General features: G+C 65.0%; 21 protein-coding genes. 10 read left to right on the top strand and 11 right to left on the bottom strand.

Annotated elements, in window-relative coordinates; all coding sequences use genetic code 11:
• Window positions 1–79: 79 nt before the first annotated feature.
• Entirely contained in the window at window positions 80–1876 is a 1797-nt protein-coding gene (locus XH96_RS38565) for a caspase family protein (protein ID WP_194390449.1), read from the top strand.
• 42 nt (window positions 1877–1918) lie between these two features.
• Here XH96_RS38565 and XH96_RS38560 read toward each other — a convergent pair whose 3' ends face one another.
• Together XH96_RS38560 and XH96_RS38555 are read right to left on the bottom strand one after the other, a co-directional pair.
• Entirely contained in the window at window positions 1919–2611 is a 693-nt protein-coding gene (locus XH96_RS38560; protein ID WP_194390448.1) for a DUF1345 domain-containing protein, read from the bottom strand.
• 9 nt (window positions 2612–2620) lie between these two features.
• The gene (locus XH96_RS38555) at window positions 2621–3544 is read right to left on the bottom strand and encodes a polyprenyl synthetase family protein (RefSeq protein ID WP_194390447.1); all 924 of its coding nucleotides are present in this window, start codon (window positions 3542–3544) and stop codon (window positions 2621–2623) included.
• A gap of 161 nt (window positions 3545–3705) precedes the next feature.
• Here XH96_RS38555 and mtgA point away from each other — a divergent pair, with 161 nt between their 5' ends.
• The 3 genes from mtgA (at window position 3706) to XH96_RS38540 (ending at window position 5527) form a co-directional block, all read left to right on the top strand.
• Window positions 3706–4380, top strand: coding sequence for a monofunctional biosynthetic peptidoglycan transglycosylase (mtgA, locus tag XH96_RS38550; protein WP_194390446.1), 675 nt, complete (start codon window positions 3706–3708; stop codon window positions 4378–4380).
• 168 nt (window positions 4381–4548) lie between these two features.
• Window positions 4549–4731, top strand: coding sequence for a 50S ribosomal protein L32 (gene rpmF / locus XH96_RS38545; RefSeq protein ID WP_007598106.1), 183 nt, complete (start codon window positions 4549–4551; stop codon window positions 4729–4731).
• 142 nt (window positions 4732–4873) lie between these two features.
• Complete coding sequence (locus XH96_RS38540) at window positions 4874–5527, top strand: hypothetical protein (RefSeq protein WP_194390445.1); 654 nt, start codon at window positions 4874–4876, stop codon at window positions 5525–5527.
• Between the two features lie 75 nt (window positions 5528–5602).
• Here the strand turns inward: XH96_RS38540 and XH96_RS38535 are convergent, their stop codons facing one another.
• Window positions 5603–5863 (bottom strand): hypothetical protein, encoded by a 261-nt coding sequence (locus XH96_RS38535; protein ID WP_194390444.1) that lies wholly within the window; start codon window positions 5861–5863, stop codon window positions 5603–5605.
• 221 nt (window positions 5864–6084) lie between these two features.
• On the opposite strand from XH96_RS38535, the gene XH96_RS38530 reads away from it, so the two are divergent.
• A complete protein-coding gene (locus XH96_RS38530; protein ID WP_194390443.1) occupies window positions 6085–7776 on the top strand; it encodes a bifunctional diguanylate cyclase/phosphodiesterase in 1692 nt (563 codons plus the stop codon).
• 119 nt (window positions 7777–7895) lie between these two features.
• Here XH96_RS38530 and XH96_RS38525 read toward each other — a convergent pair whose 3' ends face one another.
• The 7 genes from XH96_RS38525 to XH96_RS38495 form a co-directional block, all read right to left on the bottom strand.
• Window positions 7896–9404: a tripartite tricarboxylate transporter permease gene (locus XH96_RS38525; RefSeq protein ID WP_194390442.1), complete on the bottom strand. Its 1509-nt coding sequence runs from the start codon at window positions 9402–9404 to the stop codon at window positions 7896–7898.
• Between the two features lie 4 nt (window positions 9405–9408).
• A complete protein-coding gene (locus tag XH96_RS38520) occupies window positions 9409–9894 on the bottom strand; it encodes a tripartite tricarboxylate transporter TctB family protein (RefSeq protein WP_194390441.1) in 486 nt (161 codons plus the stop codon).
• Between the two features lie 186 nt (window positions 9895–10080).
• Window positions 10081–11058, bottom strand: a complete 978-nt coding sequence (locus XH96_RS38515; protein ID WP_194390440.1) for a tripartite tricarboxylate transporter substrate binding protein — start codon at window positions 11056–11058, stop codon at window positions 10081–10083.
• Window positions 11059–11261: 203 nt separating this feature from the next.
• Window positions 11262–14129 (bottom strand): PAS-domain containing protein, encoded by a 2868-nt coding sequence (locus XH96_RS38510; protein ID WP_194390439.1) that lies wholly within the window; start codon window positions 14127–14129, stop codon window positions 11262–11264.
• Between the two features lie 246 nt (window positions 14130–14375).
• Window positions 14376–15251 carry an acyl-CoA acyltransferase gene (locus tag XH96_RS38505; RefSeq protein WP_194390438.1) on the bottom strand — a complete coding sequence of 292 codons (876 nt, stop codon included), beginning with the start codon at window positions 15249–15251 and terminating at the stop codon, window positions 14376–14378.
• 36 nt (window positions 15252–15287) lie between these two features.
• Window positions 15288–16268: an amino acid--[acyl-carrier-protein] ligase gene (locus XH96_RS38500; RefSeq protein WP_194390437.1), complete on the bottom strand. Its 981-nt coding sequence runs from the start codon at window positions 16266–16268 to the stop codon at window positions 15288–15290.
• 56 nt (window positions 16269–16324) lie between these two features.
• Window positions 16325–17542 carry an acyl-CoA dehydrogenase family protein gene (locus XH96_RS38495; protein ID WP_194390436.1) on the bottom strand — a complete coding sequence of 406 codons (1218 nt, stop codon included), beginning with the start codon at window positions 17540–17542 and terminating at the stop codon, window positions 16325–16327.
• Window positions 17543–17898: 356 nt separating this feature from the next.
• Here XH96_RS38495 and XH96_RS38490 point away from each other — a divergent pair, with 356 nt between their 5' ends.
• The 3 genes from XH96_RS38490 (at window position 17899) to mtnA (ending at window position 20334) form a co-directional block, all read left to right on the top strand.
• The gene (locus tag XH96_RS38490) at window positions 17899–18171 is read left to right on the top strand and encodes a phosphopantetheine-binding protein (protein ID WP_194390435.1); all 273 of its coding nucleotides are present in this window, start codon (window positions 17899–17901) and stop codon (window positions 18169–18171) included.
• Window positions 18172–18333: 162 nt separating this feature from the next.
• Entirely contained in the window at window positions 18334–19209 is an 876-nt protein-coding gene (locus XH96_RS38485; RefSeq protein WP_194390434.1) for an S-methyl-5'-thioadenosine phosphorylase, read from the top strand.
• 18 nt (window positions 19210–19227) lie between these two features.
• Window positions 19228–20334: an S-methyl-5-thioribose-1-phosphate isomerase gene (mtnA, locus tag XH96_RS38480; protein ID WP_194390433.1), complete on the top strand. Its 1107-nt coding sequence runs from the start codon at window positions 19228–19230 to the stop codon at window positions 20332–20334.
• A 110-nt stretch (window positions 20335–20444) separates the two neighbouring features.
• Here mtnA and XH96_RS38475 read toward each other — a convergent pair whose 3' ends face one another.
• On the bottom strand, window positions 20445–21080 hold the full coding sequence (locus XH96_RS38475) for an HAD-IA family hydrolase (protein ID WP_194390432.1): 636 nt from the start codon (window positions 21078–21080) through the stop codon (window positions 20445–20447).
• A 107-nt stretch (window positions 21081–21187) separates the two neighbouring features.
• Between XH96_RS38475 and XH96_RS38470 the strand changes: the two genes are divergently transcribed.
• Together XH96_RS38470 and XH96_RS38465 are read left to right on the top strand one after the other, a co-directional pair.
• Window positions 21188–21946, top strand: a complete 759-nt coding sequence (locus XH96_RS38470) for a trypsin-like serine protease (protein ID WP_194390431.1) — start codon at window positions 21188–21190, stop codon at window positions 21944–21946.
• A gap of 125 nt (window positions 21947–22071) precedes the next feature.
• Window positions 22072–23574 carry an NAD(P)/FAD-dependent oxidoreductase gene (locus XH96_RS38465; RefSeq protein WP_194390430.1) on the top strand — a complete coding sequence of 501 codons (1503 nt, stop codon included), beginning with the start codon at window positions 22072–22074 and terminating at the stop codon, window positions 23572–23574.
• Window positions 23575–23690 lie beyond the last annotated feature (116 nt).

Below are 23690 nucleotides of genomic sequence, written 5' to 3'. Positions count from 1 at the left end.
ACCTCCATCACAAGCCAGCGGTATGTTGCTAATTGGTCCCAAAGGGCCCGAGCGGCCCGGAACCATCGGAAGTCGTGTCATGCGCAGTTTGCTCAGACTTTGTCCGCTTTTGGTCGTCCTCGGCCTGCTGTTCGGTGCCGGGCCCGCTTTGGCCGGGAAGCGCGTCGCGCTGGTGCTCGCCAATTCGGCCTATCAGCACGCGCCCTCGCTTGCCAATCCCGTCAATGACGGGGTGGTCATGACGAAGACGCTGAGGGAGGCGGGCTTCGATCTCGTCGAGTCCCGGCACGACCTGCCGGCGCCGGATATGCGGCGCGTGCTGCGCGACTTCGCCGACGCGGCCCGGGATGCCGATATCGCCGTGGTCTACTATGCCGGCCACGGCATCGAGGTCGAGGGCGCGAACTACCTGATTCCCGTCGACGCCAGGCTCGAGCGCGACACCGATGTGTACGACGAGGCGCTCACGCTCGACCGTGTCCTGGTCGCGGTCGAGCCTGCAAAGCGGCTCCGCCTGGTGATCCTCGATGCCTGCCGCGACAATCCCTTCGGCAAGAGGATGAAGCGTACGATTGCCGCGCGCGGCATCGGTCGTGGTCTGGCCCAGGTCGAGCCGAGCAGCCCCAACACGTTGATTGCCTATTCGGCCAAGGCCGGGTTCACGGCGCAGGACGGCGACGGTGCCAACAGCCCGTTCACGGTCGCGCTGTCGAAGCATCTGACGACGCCGGGCCTCGACGTCCGCCGCGCCTTCGGCTTCGTGCGTGACGACGTGCTCAAATCGACGGGCAACAAGCAGGAGCCGTTCGTCTACGGTTCGCTCGGTGGCGAGGACGTGCCGCTGGTGCCGGTCAAGGTGGCCGCCGTCGCGCCTGCGGCGAATCCCCAGGCTGATATCCGCCGTGACTATGAGCTCGCGCTCCAGGTCGGCAACGGGCTGGCGTGGGAAGCGTTCCTCGCTCGGCATCCCGACGGCTTCTACGCGAGCCTCGCCAAGCTCCAGCTCGAGAAGATTGGCGCCGAGCAGGCTCATGCGGCGGCTATCGAGAAGGCGAAGCAGGCCGAGGCCGAGCGCGATCGTCTTGCTGCGCTCGGCGCGCAGAAGGAGGCGCAGGCCAAGGCTGCGGCCGATGCGAAGGCCGCCGAGCAGGCACAGCTTGCCGCCCGGAAAGCCAAGGAGCAGGCGCAGCAGCAGGCCGCCGCCGCCGAGCAGCAGCGCGTCAATCTCGCGGCTGCGGCCCCGAGCGCTGCGCCGGCCAGCAACGCAAGCCCCGCCGGCACCAACGTCGCCTCGTTGACCCCGGCGACCGCGCTGGCCGATCTCAACCGCTCGGTGCAGACCGAGCTGGGCCGCGTCGGGTGTTTCTCCGGGCAGGTCGACGGCAACTGGAATACGTCCTCGCGGCGATCGCTGTCGCAGTTCAACCGCTATGCCGGCACCAGGCTCGACGTGACGGTGGCAAGCACCGACGCGCTCGATACGGTCAAGGCCAGGCAGTCTCGCGTTTGTCCTCTGGTATGCGAGCACGGCTTCAAGGCTGATGGCGACAAATGCACCAGGATCGTCTGCCGCGAGGGCTATGCGGTCAACGATGACAATGAATGCGAGAAGCAGCGTGCGGCCAAGCCGGCCAAGCCTGCGACCGCGAAACGCGACGACGAGCGCCCCGCACGGCAGCGTCGTCAGTCTGGCGGGGCGGCGGGCGGCTATGGTGCCGCTGCCGGCATTGCTGCCGCTGCCGCCGGCCGCGCGACGAGTCGCGGGCAGGTCTACTGCAATAACACCGGTTGTCGTCCGGTCCATCGCGGTTGCCGTCTCGAATATCGCGGCGGCGGCGGCCCCGGCAACGACCCCAACGTCGAGGTGTGTTACTGACCGCTGGTTTCTGGATCGTCCGGCGAGGGCCGGGACGACGGATTATTTCGAGATCGCGCTCGCCGCGATGTTCACCGTCAGCGCCAGCAACGCCGTGTTGTAGATAAAGGACACGATGCCGTGCGCCGTCGCGGTGCGGCGAATGGTCTTGTCGGTGATGCCGACGTCGGAGACCTGCGCAGTCATGCCGATCACGAAGGAGAAATAGACGAAATCCCAATAGTCGGCATGGTCTTCCTTGTCGCCGCTCGGAAACTGCAGGCCACCTGCCGTACCGTCGCGATAATAATCATGCGCGTAGTGCAGCGCGAAGGTCGTGTGCACCGCAGCCCATGACAGTACGATGGTGATGATCGCGATCGTGAGCTCCAGGCCGCCGCGCTGCGGCGTGCCCAGCTCGGAGACGATTGCCGCGATGCTGGCGAAGGCACCGGTCGCCGTGACGAGCAGGATCACGAATCGGCCGTCGTCCTGCATCGCGGCGGCGCGACGGATGTGCCGGTGGTCGTTGCAGAGCATCATCGCATAGACCAGCCCGAGATAGACCGCGATCAGCGCGTCCCATCCGAACAGGAGCCGCGTCACCAGCCGATGCGTGCCCGGCAGAAGCAGGCAGACGAGGACGCCGACAGCGAGCGCAATGAACGTCCGCGGCCGTGCATAGAGCAGCCGCATCGGCCGCGACATCTGGCGGAAGCGGACAAGAACGGGATCCTCTTTGCCGCCGGCCGCCATCGGCGCGCGCTAGTTTTTCCGCTCGGCGACGAATCGCGCGGCGGCCTGCAGCACGGCTGCGCGGTCGCCGAAGATCGACACTGCGTTGTCCGCGCGCGCGAGCAAATCGCGCACGCGCTGCTTGGCGCCTTCGATACCGAGCTGAGTGACGAAGGTGGTCTTGCCGAGGGCTGCGTCCTGGCCGGAGGGCTTGCCGAGCGCGGCCGCATCGCCTTCGACGTCGAGCAGATCGTCGGCGATCTGGAAGGCCTCGCCGAGCGCGCGGCCGTAATCGTCGAGCGCCTGATATTCCTTTTGCGAGGCCTGGCCGAGGATCGCGCCGGCGATGCAGCCGTAGCGCAGCAGCGCGCCGGTCTTCATCTGCTGGATGCGGGCGACGTCGATCGGCTCGTTGCCGCCGAAACGGCCTTCGCCGGCGAGGTCGAGGATCTGGCCGCCGACCATGCCGCCGATGCCGGCGCAGCGCGCCAGCGCACGCGTCAAGAGCAGCCGCACATTGGCGTCGCGATGGATCTCGTCGCGGGTGATGATGTCGAAGGCGAGCGTCAGCAGGCCGTCGCCGGCGAGGATCGCGGTGGCGTCATCGGTCTTCTTGTGCAGGGTGGGGCGGCCGCGGCGCAGGTCCGAATTGTCCATCGCCGGCAGGTCGTCATGGATGAGCGAATAGCAGTGGATGCATTCGAGCGCCGCGCCGGCGAGCAGGGCCGCCTCGCGCGGGACGCCGAACACGGCGGCGCTTTCGACCACCAGGAACGGCCGCAGACGCTTGCCGCCATTCAGGCTCGAATAGCGCATTGCGTCCATCAGTCGCTTGGGCCGGGCGATCTCGTCGTGCAGGATATCGTCCGACAATAGCCGCCCGAGCAGGGCCTCGGTGTCATCAGCGGTCTTGTCCAGACGTTTGGCGAAATCGGACGGGGACGTGCCGGTCATCAAGTAGGGCTCCAGAACTAAAATTCGGCCGGACAATCCTTTATGCGCCCGCGCCAGTCAATCGTTTGGAAGGGCTAAAAAGAGCTGGAAAAGGCCCGGATTATCACAGACTTAATGGCTCAGCCGTGGGCCTCGTTTCATTTTGCGTCGGAAAGGTCGACTTGCGCATCGTCAAAATCCTTCTCCTGGCGCTCGTGGTCGCGGCTCTCGCGCCCTATGTGATCGCGCCGTTCTACCGCACCGGCCATCCGGTTTCGACGCTGATGGCCTGGCGTTCGCTCCGGGGCGCGCCGATGCAGCGGACGTGGATCGATCTGGCTGACATGTCGCCCTATCTGCCGCGCGCCGTGGTGGCGGCCGAGGATGCCCATTTCTGCAAGCATCACGGCATCGACTGGGGCGCGTTGCGCGAGGCGATCGACGACGCGCAGGAGGATGGCACCCCGTTCCGGGGCGCCTCCACGATCACCCAGCAGGTGGCGAAAAACCTGTTCCTCTGGCAGGGGCGGGATTTCGTTCGCAAGGCGCTGGAATTCCCGCTGGCGCTCTGGATCGATCTCGTCCTGCCCAAGCCGCGGATCCTGGAGATTTACCTCAACATCGCCGAGTTCGGTCCGCAGGGCCAGTTTGGCGTCGAGGCAGGCAGCGCCTATGCCTTTGGCAAATCGGCCGCCAGCCTTTCCCCGCGGGAGGCAGCCCTTCTGGCCTCGATCCTGCCGAATCCGGTCAAACGCAGCGCCAGGACCCCCGGGCCGGGCGTCCGGCGGCTGGCGGCAACCTATATGGCGCGGGGGCAGGCGAGCTCGCTTGCGACCTGCTGGCGCGAAAATCGCTGATTCTGGCCCATTCCGGGCGCATTTTCCGGCCCAAGAGCCTAGCTTTACGGCCAGCCTTCCTCTATAAGCGCGGCCTTGATCGGCATTCAGCTCGCCTCGTATTGCGGGTGCTGAGCCGTCCCTCCGTGGACGATGCCCTGATGACACCAATCCCTAGAGGATATTGAAATGGCCGTTCCGAGAAGAAAAACCTCGCCGTCGCGCCGCGGCATGCGCCGCTCGGCTGACGCCATCAAGAAGCCGACCTATGTGGAAGACAAGGACTCCGGCGAGCTCCGTCGTCCGCACCATCTCGACCTCAAGACCGGCATGTACAAGGGCCGTCAGGTCCTGAAGAAGAAAGAGTCCTGAAGGCAGGACCTTTCCTCAGGCGGGATGATTGAACCCGCGTGATTTCGGCCAACCCATGAGCTAGACGGTGACGGCGGCGGAGCAAAGGCTTCGCCGCTGCATTGCTCTGTCCGGATATCTTGATCGAGAAGGCATCTCGCCGATGGTCGGTTTCCCGCTGCTTCTGATTCCGCTCGCGGTCTACAACATCATCGCCTTCCTGATGCCCAGCGTGTCCTTCTCGGACGTGCTGTTCAATGTACCGATGATCACGGGCGAGAGCTGGCCGGTCACCCTCGCCGATCTGCTGCTCGCGCTCGGCGTGGTGCTGCTGCTGCTCGAGGTGGTCAAGGGTGCGCGGCCGGGCTCGAAATTCCTGATGGATCATTTGCTGTCGCTGATCGTCTTCGGGGCGGCCGCAGCCGAATTCGTGATGTGGCCCAAATTCGGCAACTCCACCTTTTTCCTGCTGGTGCTGCTCGCGATGGCGGACTTCTTCGCCGGCATTGCCCAGCGCACGCGTCGCCGCGTCACCTATGTCGCCGAGACGACGGTGCCGGCGCCACGCAAGGCCAAGCGCAGGGGTGAAGCGCCGGCGGATGATGCGGAGGCCGCCTCCAGGTTCGAGCCGGTGATTGCGCCTCAGCCGGCGCCGGTGGCGCCGCCCGCACCCTCGGCGCAATCCGTCGCCGAATCCGTGCTGATGGATCATCCTGCGCCAAAGCCGGTGCAGGGCTCATCCTCGCCGGAAATTTCCTCGCCCCATCTTCAGCCGGGCAACGGCTCGCCGTCGTCCCCTGACGCGCCGCCACGCTGACCGAGCGCGTCGACCTCTTCCGCAGGCGGGGAGAGGCGCAGCGAACGTGAGGCGAAAATTGCCCCATAAGGCGGTTTACGCCACCTGCCGCGTCCGCGCGCTGACGCTTCCCAATGGCCGCTTGCTGCCATAGGCCGTCCTCGCGTCTTCGGACGAGGCTCGGCGGAGCCGGCTGGTCTGGGACAGATGTTCGGCGTTGGCGATGAGCTGGGTGACGAAGCTCGGATCGGGGCGGGGCAGCGGCGCCTTGTGAACCCACTGCAACGTCGGCATCAGCGGCACCAGGGCTGTGCCTGCGCCGTTCTCAGCCGCGTCCGATCGATCGGTACTCAACATCGCAATCACCGTTGATCCGGCGAGATTGTCGCGTTTCGGGACGCAGGCGCCGGTGCGAGTCCTGTACTCGCAAGGCCTATGCCGCGCGGGCCGGTTTGGTTCCCCACGTCCGGGAAACGTGGTTTCCAAATTGTTTATCAACTTTGCCTAGGGTCGGGGGCGAATCTGGCTCTATCCTGTGCCGGCTCAGGACTTCTCCACTGTCCCAGAACGAGGCGATTTTGACTCCCGCATTGCCGCAAGCCTCCGACATCCTCGCCGCGCTCGGCCAGGCCGTGTTCGTCTGGGACATCGCCAGCGATGCCATCGTCTGGGGCGAGCAGGTCGCCAGCATCTTTCCCGGCATCCCGGCCGAGCGGCTCGCGACCGGCGCCGAATTCGCCAAGCTGATCGAGCCTGCGCAAACGCTGCGGACCGCGGCCCTGGCGCAGACCTCCGCCGTGCACGGCGCCGGCGGTACGCCTTACCGGGTCGAGTACGGCGTGCGCATGAGCGCCTCCGATCCCGTGATCTGGGTCGAGGAGACCGGCCGCTGGTTCGCGGGCCCCGATGGTCGCCCCACACGTGCGATCGGCTCCGTCCGCATCAACAATGAGCGCCACGCCCGCGACGAGGAGCTGGCCAAGCTGGCCAGGCTCGATCCCCTGACCGGCGAGCTCAACCGTTCCCATCTGCTGGCGGCACTGGCCGAGGCGATCGAGGAGACGACCCGCTTCCGCTCGACCGCGGCCTTCATGCTGGTCGGCATCGATCATCTCGCCCGCGTCAACGACGCCTTCGGCTTCGACGTCGCCGACGCCGTGATCCTGGATGTCGCCAAGCGCATTCGTACGCGCCTGCGGGGCGGCGACGTGCTCGGGCGCTTCTCCGGCAACAAGTTCGGCCTGATCCTGAAGAACTGTACCGTCGACGACATGAACGTCGCCGCCGAGCGTTTCCTCACCGGCATCCGCGACGAGGTGGTGCCGACGAAATCCGGCCCGGTCTCGGTCACCGCCTCGATCGGCGCGGTCAGCCTGCCGCGCTATGCCCGAAACACCGATGAAGCGGTCAACCGCGCCCATGAAACGCTGGATGCCGCTAAGCGCCGCCGCGCCGGCTCGTTCGCCGCGTGGCGCCCGGATGCCGCGCGCGACGCGCAGCGCCGGGTCAACATCCGCGTCACCGACGAGATCGTCACCGCGCTGAACGAGCGCCGCATCAAGCTCGCCTATGAGCCGGTGGTCTCGGCCAGCTCGCGCGAACGCGCCTTCCACGAGTGCCTGGTGCGGATGGACCAGGGCGATGGCCAGGTGCTGCTCGCGCCGGACATCGTGCCGGTCGCCGAGCGGCTCGGCCTGATCCGCCTGGTCGATCACCGCGTGCTCGAGCTCGTGGTCGCCGAACTCGCTGCTGCGCCTGGCATCAGCCTCAGCCTCAACATCTCGCCGGATACGACCATGGATCCGGACTGGTGGGCGGGGATCGAGTCGCTGATGCTGGCGCATCCCGGCGTTGCCGAACGGCTGATCGTCGAGATCACGGAGACGGTCGCGATTCAGGACATCGACGACGTCCGCGGCTTCGTCACGCGGCTGAAGAATTTCGGCAGCCGCATCGCCATCGACGATTTCGGTGCCGGCTACACCTCGTTCCGAAACCTGCGCAAGCTCGGCGTGGATATCGTGAAGATCGACGGCGCCTTCGTGCAGAACATCACCCGCTCCGCCGATGACCGCGCCTTCGTGCAGACCCTGATCGACCTCGCCCGCCGCCTCGACATCAAGACGGTCGCCGAATGGGTGCAGGACGAGGAAGCCGCAGGCATGCTGCGTGAGTGGGGCTGCGACTACATCCAGGGCCGCCTGATCGGGCTCGCCTCGGCCGAGCGGCCGTGGCGCGCGCCGGAGAATGTGCTGCCTGCGGCGATCTGAGATATCGTAGGGTGGGCAAAGGCGCGCTTGCGCCGTGCCCACCATTCTCGCCGCGATCGGAGAAAGAAATGGTGGGCACGCTTTGCTTTGCCCACCCTACCAGTCTCTACGAGATCTCCTCACGCCCCTTCATCCAGCGCCACCAGCTCGCGCTTCTTGCGCAGCGACGGCAGCAGCGGCGCGATCAGCAGCACGAGCGCCAGCGTCAGGCACACCCCCGAGATCGGCCGCTGCACGAAGGTCCAAAGATCGCCTTGCGACAGGATCAGCGACTTGCGCAGATTATTCTCCATCATCGGCCCCAGCACGAAGGCGAGCACGAGCGGCGCCGGCTCATAGCCGAGCTTGCGCATGAAATAGCCGATGATCCCGAACGCGATCATCACATGGACGTCGAACACGTTGTTGCTCGAGCAATAGACGCCGAGGATCGTGAACAGGATGATCAGGGGAAACAGGATGTTGTAGGGCAGCTTGAGCAGCTGCACCCACATGCCGATCATCGGCAGGTTCAGGATTAGCAGCATGACGTTGCCGATATACATGCTGGCGACGATGCCCCAGAACAGGCCGGGGTTCTGCGTGATCAGCAACGGTCCCGGCTGCAGCCCGTGAATGACGAAGGCCCCGAGCAGCAGCGCCATCACCACATTCGGCGGGATGCCGAGCGTCATCAGCGGAATGAAGGCCCCGCCCGCCGCGGCATTGTTCGCCGATTCCGGTCCCGCGACGCCTTCGATCGCGCCTTGCCCGAAACGCTCGGGCGTCTTCGACAGCCGCTTCTCCAGCGCATAGGAGGCGAAGGACGCGACCACCGCGCCGCCGCCCGGCAGGATGCCGAGGAAGAAGCCGAGGATCGTGCCGCGGCCGACCGGACCTGCGCTGGCCTTCCAGTCCTCCTTGCTGGGCAGGAGATGGGTGATCCTGGTGTTGATGATGTCGCGCTTGATGGCCTGCTCGGTGTTGAGCAGCACTTCGGCGACGCCGAACAGGCCCATCACGACGGGCACGAGGCCGATGCCGTCGATCAATTCCATGCGGCCGAAGGTCAGCCGCGGCTGCGCGGTGATGCTGTCGAGCCCGACCAGCCCGAGCACGACACCGATGCACGCCATCAGCAGTGCCTTCGGCATCGATCCCTGGGTGAGGAAGGTGAGCACGACGAGGCCGAGCGCCATCAGGCTGAAATACTCGGCCGGGCCGAAGGCGATGGCAATGCTGGCAAGCTTCGGCGCCACCAGCATCAGGGCGATCAGCGCAAACGTGCCCGCGGCGAAGGAGCCGAAAGCGGAGATGCCGAGGGCGGGGCCCGCACGGCCCTGCTTCGCCATCTGGTGACCGTCGATGCAGGTGACGACGGAGGCCGCCTCGCCGGGGATGTTGACCAGGATCGAGGTGGTCGAGCCGCCATACATCGAGCCGTAATAGATGCCGGCCATCATGATGATGCCGGATTCCGGTGTCCCCGACAGCGTCACGGGCAGCAGCAGCGACATTGCCGAGATCGGCCCGATGCCCGGCAGCACGCCGACCAGCGTGCCGATGAAGACGCCGATGAAGCAGTAGAGCAGGTTGATCGGCAGCAGCGCGACGCCGAATCCATGGGCCACATTGACGAGCGTATCCATGCGATCAACCGATCCCGAACAGGCCTGAGGGCAACTGGATCAACAGCAGCCGCTTGAGCACCCACCACATGCCAGATGGCACCAGCACGGCGATCGGGACCGCCAACGTCCAGCGCACCGGATCGATCAGCCGCAACAGCAGCAGCATCAGCGGAATCGACGACAACAGGAATCCCAGCGGCTCCAGCGCGAACGAGAATGCAGTGAGGCAGGCGATGACGAGAAGCGGCTTGCTCCAGCGCACATTCTCCCAGCGCGAGGCCAGTGTCGGACCGCCCTCGGTGACCGCCGAGACGATGATGGCGCCTGCGAACACGCACATCAGGATGCCTGTATAGAACAGCACGTAGCCCGAACCGGGATCGTTGATGGTGCCGAGCCTGAGCTTCAAGCCCGACCAGATCACGAAGCCGCCAAGCGCGAGCCCGATCAGTCCGCCCCAGAGCTCAGAATTGCTGAGGCGGAGCTTGACGTTCGTTTGGTTGCTCATCGATTCCCTCTCGTGCCCCGGACGCGGCGCAGCACCGTAAGTGCGTTCACGCGCGTCTTCAACGCGCTATGGTGATGCGCTGCCGAGCCGGGGGCCCATGAAGTTAGGAAAAAGGTGGGGCCCGGCTTTGCGGTGCAGCGCTGAAGAAGCGCTGCACCGCGTCCGGGACGCGTAAGTAGCTCAGCTCTACTTCTTCGCAAGCCCGAGCGTCTCGATCACCTTGCGCTCGGAGGCCGTGACCTCGACGACGAACTTCTTGTAGTCCTCGGTGTTCTTGTAGTTCGGAACCATGTCGTATTTGGCGAGCGTCGCCACGACTGCCGGGTCGTCGATCGCCTTCTTGAAGGCATCGTGCAGCTTGGCGACGATCTTGGGATCCATGCCCTTCGGGCCGGCTATGCCGAACGGGGAATCGTACACCATGGGATAGCCGAGCTCCTTCAGCGTCGGCACATCGGGATAGTTCGGCGAGCGTGCGCCGGTCCACACCATCAGGAGCCGCAGCTTGCCGGCGTCCACCAGCGGCCGCCATCCCGTCGAATCGGCTTGAAGCATGGTGTGCTGTCCCAGCACGGCCGCGTTGGTCTCTGCGCCGCCCTTGAAAGGGACCTGGGTCAGCTTGATGCCGGACATCGCAGCGATCTGCTCCATGCCGATATGCAGCGAGGTGCCGGCGCCCGGCGTGGCGTAGGTCACCTTGCCCGGGTTGGCCTTTGCGAACTCCACTACGTCCTTCCAGCTCTTGAACTGCGACTCCGCACTGGTCGTGACGCCGAAAGTGTAGCCGGTGAGATGGACGATGTAGCTGAAGTCCTTCGCCGGATCCCACGATACCTCCTGCATCAGCGGCAGGCGGAACACCGTGATCGGGATCTGCGAGATGGTATAGCCGTCAGGCTTCGCGGCCGCGGCCATGGTCGCCGGTCCCACCGTGCCGCCACCGCCGGCCTTGTTGTCGATCACGATCGGCTGACCCAGGATCTTCGAGGCGCTGTCGGCAATCGCGCGCATCGAGATATCGGTCGATCCGCCGGCCGGCCATGGCACGATCAACGTGATCGGCTTGCTCGGATAGTCCTGCGCACTGGCGGCAGTGGGGAACAATGCGCCCATGACAGCGTACGCCGCGGCAAATGCGATCGTCTTCAGCACGTATCCCGACATCGAAACGCCTCCCTCGCAGCGGCCCCTTTGGGTCGCCGCCTCTTGTTCTTGTGAGGCGATTGTTCCTGAAATCGAGGGAGAAGAAAAGCGCATTGCGCGGACCGCGCGCGGCCATCGATTGGGCCATGCCGGCAGAACCGGCACATGCGACAATTCGTCGTTCGGCCGCGTGCCGAGAGGCGGAATTTGAGGGGGAGAAGCCGTCAGGCCACGCGCCGGACCATGTTCAGCCTCTCGATGGTGCGGCCGACCTCCGATGCGAGACAGGGCTTGCCGAAATAATAGCCCTGCACGGCAGTGCAGCCGCATTCGCGAACGAAATCGAGCTGTTCCTCGGTCTCCACCCCCTCCGCCGTGGTCTCGACGCCGAGCACGGAGCCGAGGCTTGCGATCGTTCGGACGATGGCAACGCTCTCCGGGCTTTCGCCGAGCGTGCCGACGAAGGAGCGGTCGATCTTGATGCGGTCGAAGGGAAACTTGCGCAAATAGCTCAGCGAGGAATAGCCGACGCCGAAATCGTCGAGGCTGACGCGCACCCCTAACGTGCGGAGCTGGTGCAGGATCTCGATCGTCGCCTCGCTGTCATCGAGCAGCGCCGTCTCCGTGACCTCTAGCTCGAGCCGTTGCGGCGGCAGGCCAGCTTCTGCAAGCGCGCTTGTGACCATCGCCACCAGTCCGCGGGAGCGGAATTGCACCGGCGACAGGTTCACCGCAACGGTGACATCGGGCCAGGACGTGGCGGCCGCGCAGGCCGTGCGCAGCACCCATTCGCCGATCGGTACGATCAGCCCGTTCTCCTCCGCAATCGGAATGAACTCGGCCGGAGAGACGAAGCCGCGCGAGGGATGTTTCCAGCGCAGCAGTGCCTCGAAGCCGGTGAGCTCGCAGGAGTCGAGCCGCATCTGCGGTTGAAACACCAGGTGGAATTCATGTCGTTCGAGCGCACCGGCCAGATCCTGCTCCAACGCGTGCCGGCTGCGCGCCTCTTCCTCCATCTCGGGCTCGAACAGCTGAAAGGCTCCGCGCCCCCTGGCCTTGGCTTGGTACAGCGCGAGGTCGGCGCATTTCATCAGCTCGTCGGCATCGAGCCCATGGTCGGGTGCGATCGCGATGCCGACGGAGACGCCGACATGGATCGACTGGCTCTCCAATGGCGGCGGATGACCGATGATGTCGACGAGGCGGCGGGCGAGCTCCTCGGCCGATTGCGGCTGCGGTCCGCGCTGGAGGATGGCGAACTCGTCGCCGCCGAGGCGCGCGACGGTATCGTGCTCGCCGACATTCTCCTTCAGGCGCGCTGCGACCCAGCGCAGCAATCGGTCGCCCGCGGCATGGCCGAGACGATCGTTGACGGTCTTGAAGTTGTCGAGGTCGAAGCACAGCACGGCCATGGCGCCGCCGGCGATCGCGACCTGGTTCAGCCCCTCGCCCATCTTCTCGCGGAACAGCGTGCGGTTGGGCAGGTCGGTGAGCGAATCGTGCTGCGCCATATGCGCCACCCGGGCCTGGGCCTTGTGACGCTCGGTGACGTCTTCGTAGGTGACGACCCAGCCGCCGTGCTCCATCCGCTTGTGATTGAGCTTGATGATGCGGCCGTCGCTCAGGTGCCGGTGCAACGTGTGCTCGCCCTCGCGCAACCTCTCGACATAGTCGGCATAGAGCCTGGCGCCGGTCATGTTCGGATGGATGCCGAGCTCGCAGCCGTACTCCATAATCTCTCGCATCGAGACGCCGGGCTTCACGATCTCCGGCGACAGTCCGTACATCTCGAGATAACGGCGGTTGCAGACGATCACGCGCAGGCTCGAATCGAGCATGCATAGGCCCTGGCTCATGTTGTTCAGTGCAGCGTCGAAGCGCCGATATTGCTCGCTCAGCTCCTCGACCGCGTGCTCGCGCTCGGTGATGTCCTCATAGGTGGCGACGAAGCCGCCCTCGGCGAGTGCGCAGTAGCGCACCGACACCACGGTGTCGTTCGCCATGCGCCGGCGCATTGGCGAGGAATCGCGCTTCGCAATGCTCGTGCAGGCGGCTTCGAGGAGCTGTTGCGGACTGTATTCGGAGGAGAATGCACCTTTCGCCATCGAACGTTCGATCAGCTCGGCGAGATGCGTGCCGGGCCTGGTCTCCTCCGGCGACAGCCGGTAGATCTTGCGGTAGGTGGCGTTGCAGACCCGAAGCCGCATGTCGCTGTCGTAGAAGGCGAGGCCGTGCGCCATGTTCTCCAGCGCCGCATCGAGGATGAAGTTCTGCTGCCTCAGCGTTTCCTCGTATTGCAGCCGCTCCGTGACGTCCTCGTGCACCGTCACCCAGCCGCCGTCGGGCAGGAAGCGGGAGACCGCCTGGACCATCCGTCCGTCGTAACGCATCACCAGCAGGGTCTTCGCCTTCCTGCGGCGCACATCTTCCAGCCGGCTTTCGTAAAATTCGTCGTTCGACATGCCCGGCAGGTTGCCGCGCGACATCCAGTGCTCGATCACCGTGCAATGCGGAACGCCCGGCTTCACGATCTCGGGATCGAGGTCGTAGAGCTTCAGGAACCGTTCGTTGCAGACGACGACGCGGCTGTCGACGTCGTACATGATGAGGCCGTGCGACATGTTGGCGAGGGCGTGCTGGCTGCGCTCGGTCTGCAAGCGCAATTCCGCTTCGAGCCGGGCGAGGCGGCTGACATCGTCGCAGATCGTCATCCAGCCGCCGCCGGGGAGTGGCTTCAGATCGAGCGACATGACGAGGCCGCTCGCAAGCCGCTGCTCGGTCCGGAACGGCTTGCCGGCGGCGATCTGCGCGATCCGCGCCGAATACAACGCGTCGAGCTCGTCTTGCGGAAAGTTGCCGCGCCTCGCGCTGTGCGCGAGCACCTCTCGGTAGCTCGTGCCGACCCGCACGATCTCGGCCGACATGTCGAACAGCGTGAGATAGCGCTGGTTCACCAGCACGATCCGGTTGTCGACGTCGTAGACGCAGACGCCCTGCTCCATGTGGTCGAGCGCAAGCTGGCTCAGGACGACCAGGGCGTCCGGGCCCTGCTCGCGGCGTGCACCAGGCTCGTTGTCGCGGGTCGACATCATGGGCTCGGCGGGACCTCGGCAGGCAATAGACTTGATGCAACCTAATTCAGCCGCCGAGGGTAGCGATGAGGCCGGAAAATTCCCTTAAGCGCTGTAGTTTACGGAGGGTGACCGGCGATGGTGAGAGCGTGCGCAAATGGCCAGCCGACAAGGCGATAGCCTGTAGCCGGATGCGCGGAGCGAGATTCGGGGCGACCGTTCCCGCATGTCGCTGCGCTCATGCGGGCTACAGGGCCGAGCGCTGCCCTAAGGCCCGTACAGCACAAGCTCCGTATCCGTCAGATCGCCGAGCTGCGGCCGGTGCGGGCCCTTGAAGTATTTGCGGCCGCGCCGTTCGGTATAGAGACCGACGAGGCCGGGAATCGGGCCATTGGAATCGACGGCCACCGAGATCTTGCCGAGCCGCAGCAGCAACCGGCCGATGCGGCCGGCGCATTCGGCATACTCCTCGGCACTTCGGCAATAGATCAGCTTCATCGCGGGCGGTGCGATAAAGCCGCGGCGGATGCGAACCGGTTGCAGGATGAAGGGGAACGTTCCCTTCGGCGTGCGGCAGACGAGGCTGAGGCAATTGTAGCGCGCATGCCGCGTCAGGAGCTCGGCCTCGGTGTCGGAGAGCCCCTTGATCTCTTTGGCGTGTGGCGGGATGACCTCGATCGCGCTCCAGCGCGGCGCGCGCGACAGCGCAGGGACCGAGAAGAATATGCCGCGGCAATAGGCGCGAAAGCCCTGCGTCTCGATGATCGGCCAGGTCCACGGCGCCGGGCTGATGTTGAAATACGTGACGTCCTTGTGCCGCTGGGCGATCTTGGTCAGTAGCGGGGCGTAGTTGCGGTAGGCCGGGTCGACATACCAGCTCGACAGGTTGCATCGGATGGCGGTCTCTTCGCCGTCCTTGCGCGCCGTGTAGATCAAGAGCAGCACGCCGACCGGCGTGCCGCCGTCGTCGAGCATGTAGCCGAAGCGCGGATAGCCCTCCGGCACGGGCCGGAAGGCCTGCCGGCGCAGGCCCTCAACCCAGTATTCGCGCGAACGTCCCACGAAGCCGCGCGTCAGCAGGTCCGCGATCCTCTCGACGTCGGACTCGGTGATCTCGCGGCATCGGACCTTGGTATGGATCACGCTCGTCTTGCCCGTGGAAATGGTCGACCTCTTACCTTAGCGCCAGCCTTCGCCATGAGCCTCGGCCGCGACATGCGGCTGCAAGCCCAGGACGTCCCGCACCTTCGCCGGCCAGGCGGAAAGATCCGTGCCGTGGGTGTGGAACATGGCGACGGCCAGACGGTCCATGCCGAAGGCAACGCAGCCGGTATGGGCCGGCTCGCCGTTGGCGTCCTGGATTCCCCAGGTCGTGCCGAAATGCTCGCGGTGATAATTGAAGCTCATGCAGGCGGTCGGCTGCTCTTCCGAGCGCAGCGGGATAAGGAGCTCGAACTTGAGCTGCTGCTGCTTCTGGCTCACCGCCTTCATCTGGCCGACCCGGCCGAAGAAAGGATCGCTGGCGTAGTCGACGCGGAAGGTGAGGCCGAGATCGCGGGCGATCGCCTGCGCGCGCACCATCCAGCGCTCGCGGAAATCGGCGACGTCCTCGGGACTGCCGATGCAGACATATTCGCGCATCCGGAACGATTGCAGCCGGTCGAGATGCTTCGACGGCTCGCGGCGGAAGCAATCCGCCGCGACGTCGAAGCGCAGGCCGCCCTTCGGCAATTGGCCACGGCTCGCCGCGATCGGGTAGACCGGATAGCAGGCGGCGGGTGACAGCACGAGATCGGCGGGGGACAGCGAGGTCGTCCAGTCGCCGCCGGCGTCGAAGCGGCTCACCGCGGCATTGATCTCGCGCTCGGTGCCGTGCAGGCCGCAGACGCAGCCGAGCAGGTTCGGAAAGCTCTTGAGATAGCCGGATTTCTCCAGCTGGGCGCGGCTCATCACCGGCGGGAAGCGCATCACTTCGGTGCCGGTCTCGCGATGGCTGGTGATCAGCGCGGCAAGCTTCTCGACGATGCCCTCATAGAGCGCGGTGCGGGCGTAGACGCCGTCGGCGCCCATGCGGTGAAACAGCTTGTCGGCGAGATGATCGAGCGGATCAATCATCTGCGGCGCGGTGGCGGGCGAGTCGGGGAGGACGGCAATGTTCATGGTTCGATGTCCTGCTATCTCAAAATTGTTCTTGTTGATTCAGCCGCCGAGGCATTTCAGTCGCGGAGGCTCGCCGGCACTCCGCTCATCAGCGTCGACGTCGCAGCGTTGGCCAAGATGCGGTCGTTGTTGATCATGATCGGCGACGACAGCACGTCGCGCAGATGGCGGCCCATGGTGAACTCGCCGTCGTTGCGGTAGCCGGAAAGACCCGCGGTGCGCATCGCATGCATCACGGTCTCGACCGCGAGCTCGGAGGCCTGCACCTTCAGCAGCGTGATGGAGGACTGGAAGTCGAGCGAGCTCAGCGCACGCTCGTCATGCTCGGCGACGGCAAAAGCATCGATGTTGGCGGCGATCAGCGCGCGGAGTTTGGCCAGCGACATCTTGGCGGCGGTGAAATGCGCCGCGGCCGGCGGCATTTGTCCACCCGAGGAGCGCGCCGCCTTGCGGATGAAGGCCTGCGCGCGGGTCACGGCCGCAGCGGCAATGCCGGCCCAGACCGACGACCAGCACAGATGCGCGAACGGCGTCATGGTCTGGGCGTGGATCTTGTCGTAGGCTTCAGGGAACACGCGGTCTGCGGGGCAGTCGACCTTCAGCTCGAATCCGGTCGAGCAGGTGCCGCGCATGCCGAGCGTTTCCCAGCCCAGCGTCCGCTTCAGCGAATAATCGTCCTTGGCGAGCGCCAGCAGCACCTGGTCGGAGGCGACGGCATCGGTGGCGCGGCGGGCGATGGTGACGAGGCCATCGGCTTCGGCGCCGTACGAGATCACGGTGGCGTCGCGCGTCAGCGAGACGGTGTCGCCGGCATGATCGACCGCGGCGGCGCTGGCGCGGATGTTGCCGCCGTTCTGGCCCTCAGTGGTGGAGGAGGCGAGCAGCCATTGGTCGCGGGCGACCCGGCGCATCATGGTCTCCATCCAGGGAATGCCATGGCCGTGCCTGATGATGCAGGCGACCTTGGTCTGGTGCATCGCGTAGATCATCGCGGTGGACGCGCAGGCGCGTCCGAGCGTGTAGCAGATGTCGGTGACGTCATGGATCGAAGCGCCGAAGCCGCCGAACTCGACCGGAACCATCACGCCGAGCAGCTTCTGCTCGCGTGCGACCTCGAACGCCTTGTGCGGGAAACGGGCGTCGCGGTCGACCCCGTCTGCGTCGGCCGCAGCAGCGGCGGCGGTCCGGGCGGCGCGCTCGATCAGGGAGGGGCCCTGCTCGAGGAAGCTCGTCTGCATCTCATCGACAGTAAGGACCGCTTCACGCACGTTCATGCTCGTCCGCCTCCGTTTTGCCGTTCGGGATCGCCGGCATCATTCGCGATGCCGCCGGTGATCCTCCGGCCATCTTTGCTTGTGAGACGAGGCTACGGATTTAATTCAAATTCGTCGATGAAATAGAGGGTAAACAAAGCCCAATTCCGGACGAACAGTTAAGGGCCGGTTGTTTGCATCACCGGATTTCCCAGCATCGCGTTAGGACTCTGGAAGATGCCTGAATTCCGGACAATCTGAGTCATCGTTTACTAAGAAACGCGAAGTATTGGTGACGCCCATTGCAGGACCGGCAAGCCGTGCCCATCGTAGCCGGCAGTCCGGTCCGACCTCGTTAGACAGATGGGAATTTGCCGATGCAGGCCTTCAATACCGACGTGCGCAATCGCATCATCAAGCTGGTGAAGGGCATCCTCGAACAGAATTTACTCATCGCAGACGTCACGTCTTCCGCCAAGCTCGTTGATGTCGGCCTGACGTCGATGGACATGGTCAATCTGATGCTCGGCGTCGAAGCCGAGTTCGATTTCACCATTCCGCAGTCCGAGATCACGCCGGAGAATTTCCAGTCCGTCGAGACGCTGGAGCGGATGATCGCGACCCAGCTGCAGCCGGCGACCGCGGCCTAGTCAAGACCACAGGTGTCGTCCCTGCGTTCGCAGGGACGACACCGAGTGTGCGGCCATTGGCCCCTCACACCATCGGCATCGCCCCTCCAGCCCCGTTTCAAAACCGCCGCAAAGCTGGCATAGCTTAACCATGTCACACATGGCGGACAGGTTGGAGCAGGCATGACGCAGGCGGTATTGGGTATCATCGGCGGCTCGGGCATCTATGACCTCCCGGGCCTCGAGGGTGCGCGCGAAGAGGTGATCAAGAGCCCCTGGGGCGAGCCGTCTGCACCCTTGCGGCGCGGCTCCATCGCCGGCCTGCCGATCGTGTTCCTGCCGCGGCATGACAAGGGCCACCGGCTCTCCCCCTCCGACATCAATTATCGCGCCAATATCGACGTGCTGAAGCGGGCCGGCGTCACCGACCTGATCTCGCTCTCGGCCTGCGGCTCCTTCAGGGAGGAACTGCCGCCCGGGACTTTCGTTCTTGTCGACCAGTTCGTCGACCGTACCTACAAGCGAGAGAGCTCGTTCTTCGGCCGCGGCTGCGTCGCGCATGTGTCGATGGCGCATCCGGTCTCGCCGCGGCTGCGCATCCATCTCGCGGCGGCGGCCGAAGCCGAGGGCATCGCGGTCGCGCGCGGCGGCACTTATGTCTGCATGGAGGGGCCGCAATTCTCCACTTACGCAGAAAGCATGACCTACAAGACATCAGGTTATTCCGTGATCGGCATGACCAACATGCCCGAGGCGAAGCTCGCGCGCGAGGCGGAGATCTGCTACGCCACCGTCGCGATGGTGACTGATTTCGACTGCTGGCATCCCGATCACGACGCCGTCACCGTCCAGGACATCATCCGCGTGCTGACGTCCAACGCCGATAAGGCCAAGGCCTTGGTGGCGCGGCTGGCCAAGGAATTTCCGCGCGAGCACGAGCCATGCCCGATCGGTTCGGACCGTGCGCTCGACACGGCGCTGATCACGGCGCCCGAGGCGCGCGATCCGGAGCTTCTGAAGAAGCTCGATGCGGTGGCCGGGCGCATCCTGCGGGCGTGATGTGAAAGGCAGAATGCCATGAAGGTCGACGGCAAGCATTTCCGCAGCATCTGGCGCGAGCGCGATGGCTGGTCGGTCGGCGCGATCGATCAGCGCAGGTTGCCGCACGAGTTCGTCATCGCGCGCCTGACCTCCTGTAAGGACGCTGCCGTCGCGATCCGCGACATGCTGGTGCGCGGTGCGCCGCTGATCGGCGCGACGGCCGCCTATGGAATGGCGCTCGCGATGCGCGAGGATGCCTCGGATGCAGGCCTGAAGCGCGCCTATGACACGCTCGTCGTGGCGCGGCCGACCGCGATCAATCTGAAATGGGCCCTGGACGAGATGCGCGCGACGCTCGCGCCGATCGACCCCCTTGAAAGGGCGGAAGCCGCCTATGCGCGTGCCGACGAGATCGTCGAGCAGGACGTCGAGATCAATCGCGGCATTGCCGGCAACGGTCTGAAGCTGATCGAGGCGATCGCGGCCAAGAAGCCGGGGCAGGCGGTCAACGTGCTGACCCATTGCAACGCCGGCTGGCTCGCCACCGTCGATTGGGGCACGGCGACGGCGCCGATCTATCTCGCGCATGAGCGCGGCCTCAAGATCCATGTCTGGGTCGACGAGACACGCCCGCGCAACCAGGGCGCCTCGCTGACGGCCTGGGAGCTCGGCCATCACGGCGTGCCGCACACCGTGATCCCGGACAATACCGGCGGGCACCTGATGCAGCACGGCATGGTCGATCTCGCCATCGTCGGCACCGACCGCGTCGCCGCCAATGGCGACGTCTGCAACAAGATCGGCACCTATCTGAAGGCGCTTGCCGCGCATGACAACGGCGTGCCGTTCTACGTCGCGCTGCCGTCGCCGACGATCGATTTCGCCGTCCATGACGGCATCCGCGACATCCCGATCGAGCAGCGCAGCGGCACGGAGGTCACCGACATGACCGGCCGCACCGCCGACGGAAGGCTGGAGACGGTTCGTATCGTGCCGGAGAACTCGCCGGTCGCGAACTACGCGTTTGACGTGACGCCGGCGCGGCTTGTCACCGGCCTCATCACCGAACGCGGCGTGCTGAAGGCGGATCGTGACTCGCTGGCGTCTGCATTCCCCGAACGGATCGCCGCTGCGGCGAAGTAGCTCTCGTAGGGTAGGCAAAGGCGCACTTGCGCCGTGCCCACCACTTCATTCCGCCGCGAGCTTTGGCGAGCACGCTTCGCTGTGCTCGCAATGACGGAGTATGACGCGCGCTAGCTCAGCTTCAATCCCGTCGCCGCCTCGAGTTCCGCAATCGCCTGGGCACCGCCTGTGACCTTGATCGTCGTCATGCCCATCTGACGCGCGGGCTTCAGATTGACGCCGAGATCGTCGAGATAGACGCACTTCTGCGGATCGACCTTCAGCGTCTCGACCATCATCCGGTAGATGCGCGGGTCGGGCTTGCGCAGTCCGATCTTGGCGGATTCGATGACGTGATCGAACAGCACCATGACTTCGGCGATGTAAAGCGAGCGTCCCGTCAGGCTGCCGATCGCATTGGCCGGGAGGTTGTTAGTGATGCAGCCGGTCTTGAATTGCGCTTTGATGCGCTTCAGCGCCTCGACCATTTCAGGGCGGAGGTCGCCCTGCAGCAGCGGCAGCACGTCGCGGCCGCGCACCTCTGCGCCGAGCGCGAGCGATTCGGCGGCGAACAATTCGTCGAAGGTGTCGATGTCCACCTCGGCCCGCTCGAACTTGGCCCAGGCGTTCTCCAGGTGGTTGGCGGCATTGGTGCGCCGGATGATGTCGATGGGCAGGCCGCGCTCGGTCTCGAACCGCGTGAACGCCTCGAATGGTGAGCTCGTCAGCACGCCGCCAAAATCAAAGATCACAGCCTCGATCGTCAATGTCCTGTCCTCGTCAATTCCTTTCCAAGAGGGCTAGCATGCGGTATCGGCAAGAGCCAGTCCGAAGCCTCCCTCCTTCACTGATGCTGTCGCCAAAGCGTGTTCCCATGAAGAAGCTCGCCATGTTCATCGCAGCAGCGCTGCTGCTCGCCACGCCTGCCCACGCCATCGTCGGCGGCGGCACGCCGCAGGCCGATGGTGTCGCGCGCGCCGTCGTCACCATCGTCGGTTCGCGCGGCAATTTCTGCACCGGCAGCCTGATCGCCCCGAGGCTGGTGTTGACGGTCGCCCATTGCGTGCAGCCCGGCGCCGACTACAAGATCGTCGATCGCGGCGCCGACGGCCAGCCGCAATTGCTGAACGTCCGCGCCGTTGCGATCCATCCGAATTTCAACATGCAGGCCATGCAGGCGCACCGTGCCACCGCCGACGTGGCGCTGCTGCAGCTGGATATTCCACTCAAGGGAAAATCCACGGTGACGGTCGGCACGCCGACGATTCCAATTCAGGTCGGCAGCCGCTTCGTCATTGCCGGCATCGGCGTCACCGTGCGCGGTGACGGCAAGAGCGGCGGCACGACGCGCGTAGCCGGCCTCGTTGCGACCGGGCAGCCCGGCACGCTCCAGATTCGTCTGGTTGATCCCGTAACCAACGGTGTTCGCGACGGAATTGGCGCCTGCACCGGCGATTCCGGCGGCCCCGTGTTCGAGGACAGGCCGAATGGTCCCGTGCTCGTCGGGATCATCAGCTGGTCGACAGGGCCGAACGGCGCCGCCGGTTGCGGCGGATTGACCGGCGTCACGCCGCTCACGCTCTATCGCGACTGGATTTTGCAGACCGCGCGGAGCTGGGGTGCGGCGCTGTGATTTGACCGCGACTTGATCTATGTCATTTTGTAGCGGAAGCGCGGCGGGCGAAACTGCCCGGCGCGGAGGAAACGCGCCGTCCGGTCAAGGGCGGCCACAAAAACAAGCAAGGCATAGAAACAACAATGAATGTCGCTGTTCGCAGTCACGCCACGGCCAAACAGGCTTCTGAACATTTCGACGTGCTGATCGTCGGCGCCGGCATCTCCGGCATCGGCAGCGCCTATCACATCCAGAAGCAGCTTCCGGGCACGAGCTACGTCATCCTGGAGACGCAGGAAACATTCGGCGGCACCTGGAGCACACATCGCTATCCCGGCATTCGCTCCGACAGCGATCTCCATACCTTTGGCTACAGCTTCAAGCCGTGGGTCGGCCCGCCGATCGCGACCGCCGAGGAAATCCTCGCCTATATGAAAGAGGTGATCGACGACAACGATATCGCGCGGCACATCCGCTACAAGCACAAGATCAATTCGGCGAGCTGGTCGAGCGAGCAGAATCTCTGGACCATCGAGGCGGTGACGACCGACACCGGCGAGCCGAAGATCTTCACCGCCAACTTCCTCTGGATGTGCCAGGGCTATTATCGCCATTCGGAAGGCTACACGCCACAATGGAAGGGCATGGACCGCTTCAAGGGCCGCATCGTCCATCCCCAGACCTGGCCCGATGATATCGACCTTACCAACAAGAAGGTGGTCGTGATCGGCTCGGGCGCGACGGCGGCAACGCTGGTGCCGAACATCGCGGACCAATGCGCGCATGTCACCATGCTGCAGCGCTCGCCGACTTACTTCCGCCTGGGCCGCAACGCCATCGAGATCGCGGAAGAATTGCGCCGGCTTCAGGTCGACGAAGCCTGGATCCATGAGATCGTGCGGCGCAAGATCCTGTTCGAGCAGGATGCGTTCACGAAGCTCTGCGTGTCCAAGCCCGAGCAGGTCAAGAAGGAGCTGATCGGCCAGATCAGCGCCGTGCTCGGCCCGGACTACGACGTCGAGACCCACTTCACGCCGAAATACCGGCCGTGGCGGCAGCGCATCGCCTTCGTGCCGGATGCCGATTTGTTCAAGGGCATCGCCAGCGGCAAGGCCTCGGTCGTGACCGACGAGATCGAATGCTTCGTCGAGAACGGCATCCAGCTCAAATCGGGCAAGGTGCTCGAGGCCGACATCATCGTCACCGCGACCGGGTTCAACCTCGCCGCGCTCGGCGACATCGCGTTCGAGATCGACGGCAAGCCGCTCGCTTTTGGCGACACCGTCACCTATCGCGGCATGATGTTCACGGGCGTGCCCAACATGGTCTGGGTGTTCGGCTACTTCCGCGCCAGCTGGACGCTACGCGTCGACCTCGTCGCCGATTTCGTCTGCAGGCTGCTCGGACACATGAAGGCGAAAGGTGCCAGGAAGGTCGAGGTCAAGCTGCGTCCCGAGGACCACAACATGCCGATCCTGCCCTGGATCGATCCGGAGAACTTCAATCCCGGCTACATGATGCGCAACATGGACCTCTTGCCCAAGCGCGGCGACAAGCCGGAATGGCAGCATAGCCAGGATTACTGGACCGAGAAGGACGAGATCCCGAAGACGGACCTGGACGACAAGGCGTTCGTTTACAATTGAAGATCCCGACGTAAGGGGCGGTTAGCGATCGCCACACACTCCGCTGTCGTCCCGGGGCGCGAAGCGAGCCCGGGACCCATGCTCTCAGGCGATGGTTATAGAGTGAGCTGGCCACT

Origin of the sequence: Bradyrhizobium sp. CCBAU 51765 (genome assembly GCF_015291725.1) — a bacterium.
Taxonomy (GTDB): domain Bacteria; phylum Pseudomonadota; class Alphaproteobacteria; order Rhizobiales; family Xanthobacteraceae; genus Bradyrhizobium; species Bradyrhizobium liaoningense.
This window is presented reverse-complemented; position numbering and strand designations above follow the sequence as displayed.

Coding starts and splice junctions, on each gene's coding strand:
- XH96_RS38470 (WP_194390431.1), top strand. CDS start 21,188: ATGAAGAAGCTCGCCATGTTCATCGCAGCAGCGCTGCTGCTCGCCACG.
- XH96_RS38490 (WP_194390435.1), top strand. CDS start 17,899: ATGCAGGCCTTCAATACCGACGTGCGCAATCGCATCATCAAGCTGGTG.
- XH96_RS38565 (WP_194390449.1), top strand. CDS start 80: ATGCGCAGTTTGCTCAGACTTTGTCCGCTTTTGGTCGTCCTCGGCCTG.
- XH96_RS38555 (WP_194390447.1), bottom strand. CDS start 3,544: ATGACCGGCACGTCCCCGTCCGATTTCGCCAAACGTCTGGACAAGACC.
- XH96_RS38500 (WP_194390437.1), bottom strand. CDS start 16,268: ATGAACATTGCCGTCCTCCCCGACTCGCCCGCCACCGCGCCGCAGATG.
- mtnA (WP_194390433.1), top strand. CDS start 19,228: ATGAAGGTCGACGGCAAGCATTTCCGCAGCATCTGGCGCGAGCGCGAT.
- XH96_RS38465 (WP_194390430.1), top strand. CDS start 22,072: ATGAATGTCGCTGTTCGCAGTCACGCCACGGCCAAACAGGCTTCTGAA.
- XH96_RS38535 (WP_194390444.1), bottom strand. CDS start 5,863: ATGTTGAGTACCGATCGATCGGACGCGGCTGAGAACGGCGCAGGCACA.
- XH96_RS38495 (WP_194390436.1), bottom strand. CDS start 17,542: ATGAACGTGCGTGAAGCGGTCCTTACTGTCGATGAGATGCAGACGAGC.
- XH96_RS38540 (WP_194390445.1), top strand. CDS start 4,874: ATGGTCGGTTTCCCGCTGCTTCTGATTCCGCTCGCGGTCTACAACATC.
- XH96_RS38510 (WP_194390439.1), bottom strand. CDS start 14,129: ATGATGTCGACCCGCGACAACGAGCCTGGTGCACGCCGCGAGCAGGGC.
- XH96_RS38525 (WP_194390442.1), bottom strand. CDS start 9,404: ATGGATACGCTCGTCAATGTGGCCCATGGATTCGGCGTCGCGCTGCTG.
- XH96_RS38520 (WP_194390441.1), bottom strand. CDS start 9,894: ATGAGCAACCAAACGAACGTCAAGCTCCGCCTCAGCAATTCTGAGCTC.
- XH96_RS38560 (WP_194390448.1), bottom strand. CDS start 2,611: ATGGCGGCCGGCGGCAAAGAGGATCCCGTTCTTGTCCGCTTCCGCCAG.
- rpmF (WP_007598106.1), top strand. CDS start 4,549: ATGGCCGTTCCGAGAAGAAAAACCTCGCCGTCGCGCCGCGGCATGCGC.
- XH96_RS38515 (WP_194390440.1), bottom strand. CDS start 11,058: ATGTCGGGATACGTGCTGAAGACGATCGCATTTGCCGCGGCGTACGCT.
- XH96_RS38485 (WP_194390434.1), top strand. CDS start 18,334: ATGACGCAGGCGGTATTGGGTATCATCGGCGGCTCGGGCATCTATGAC.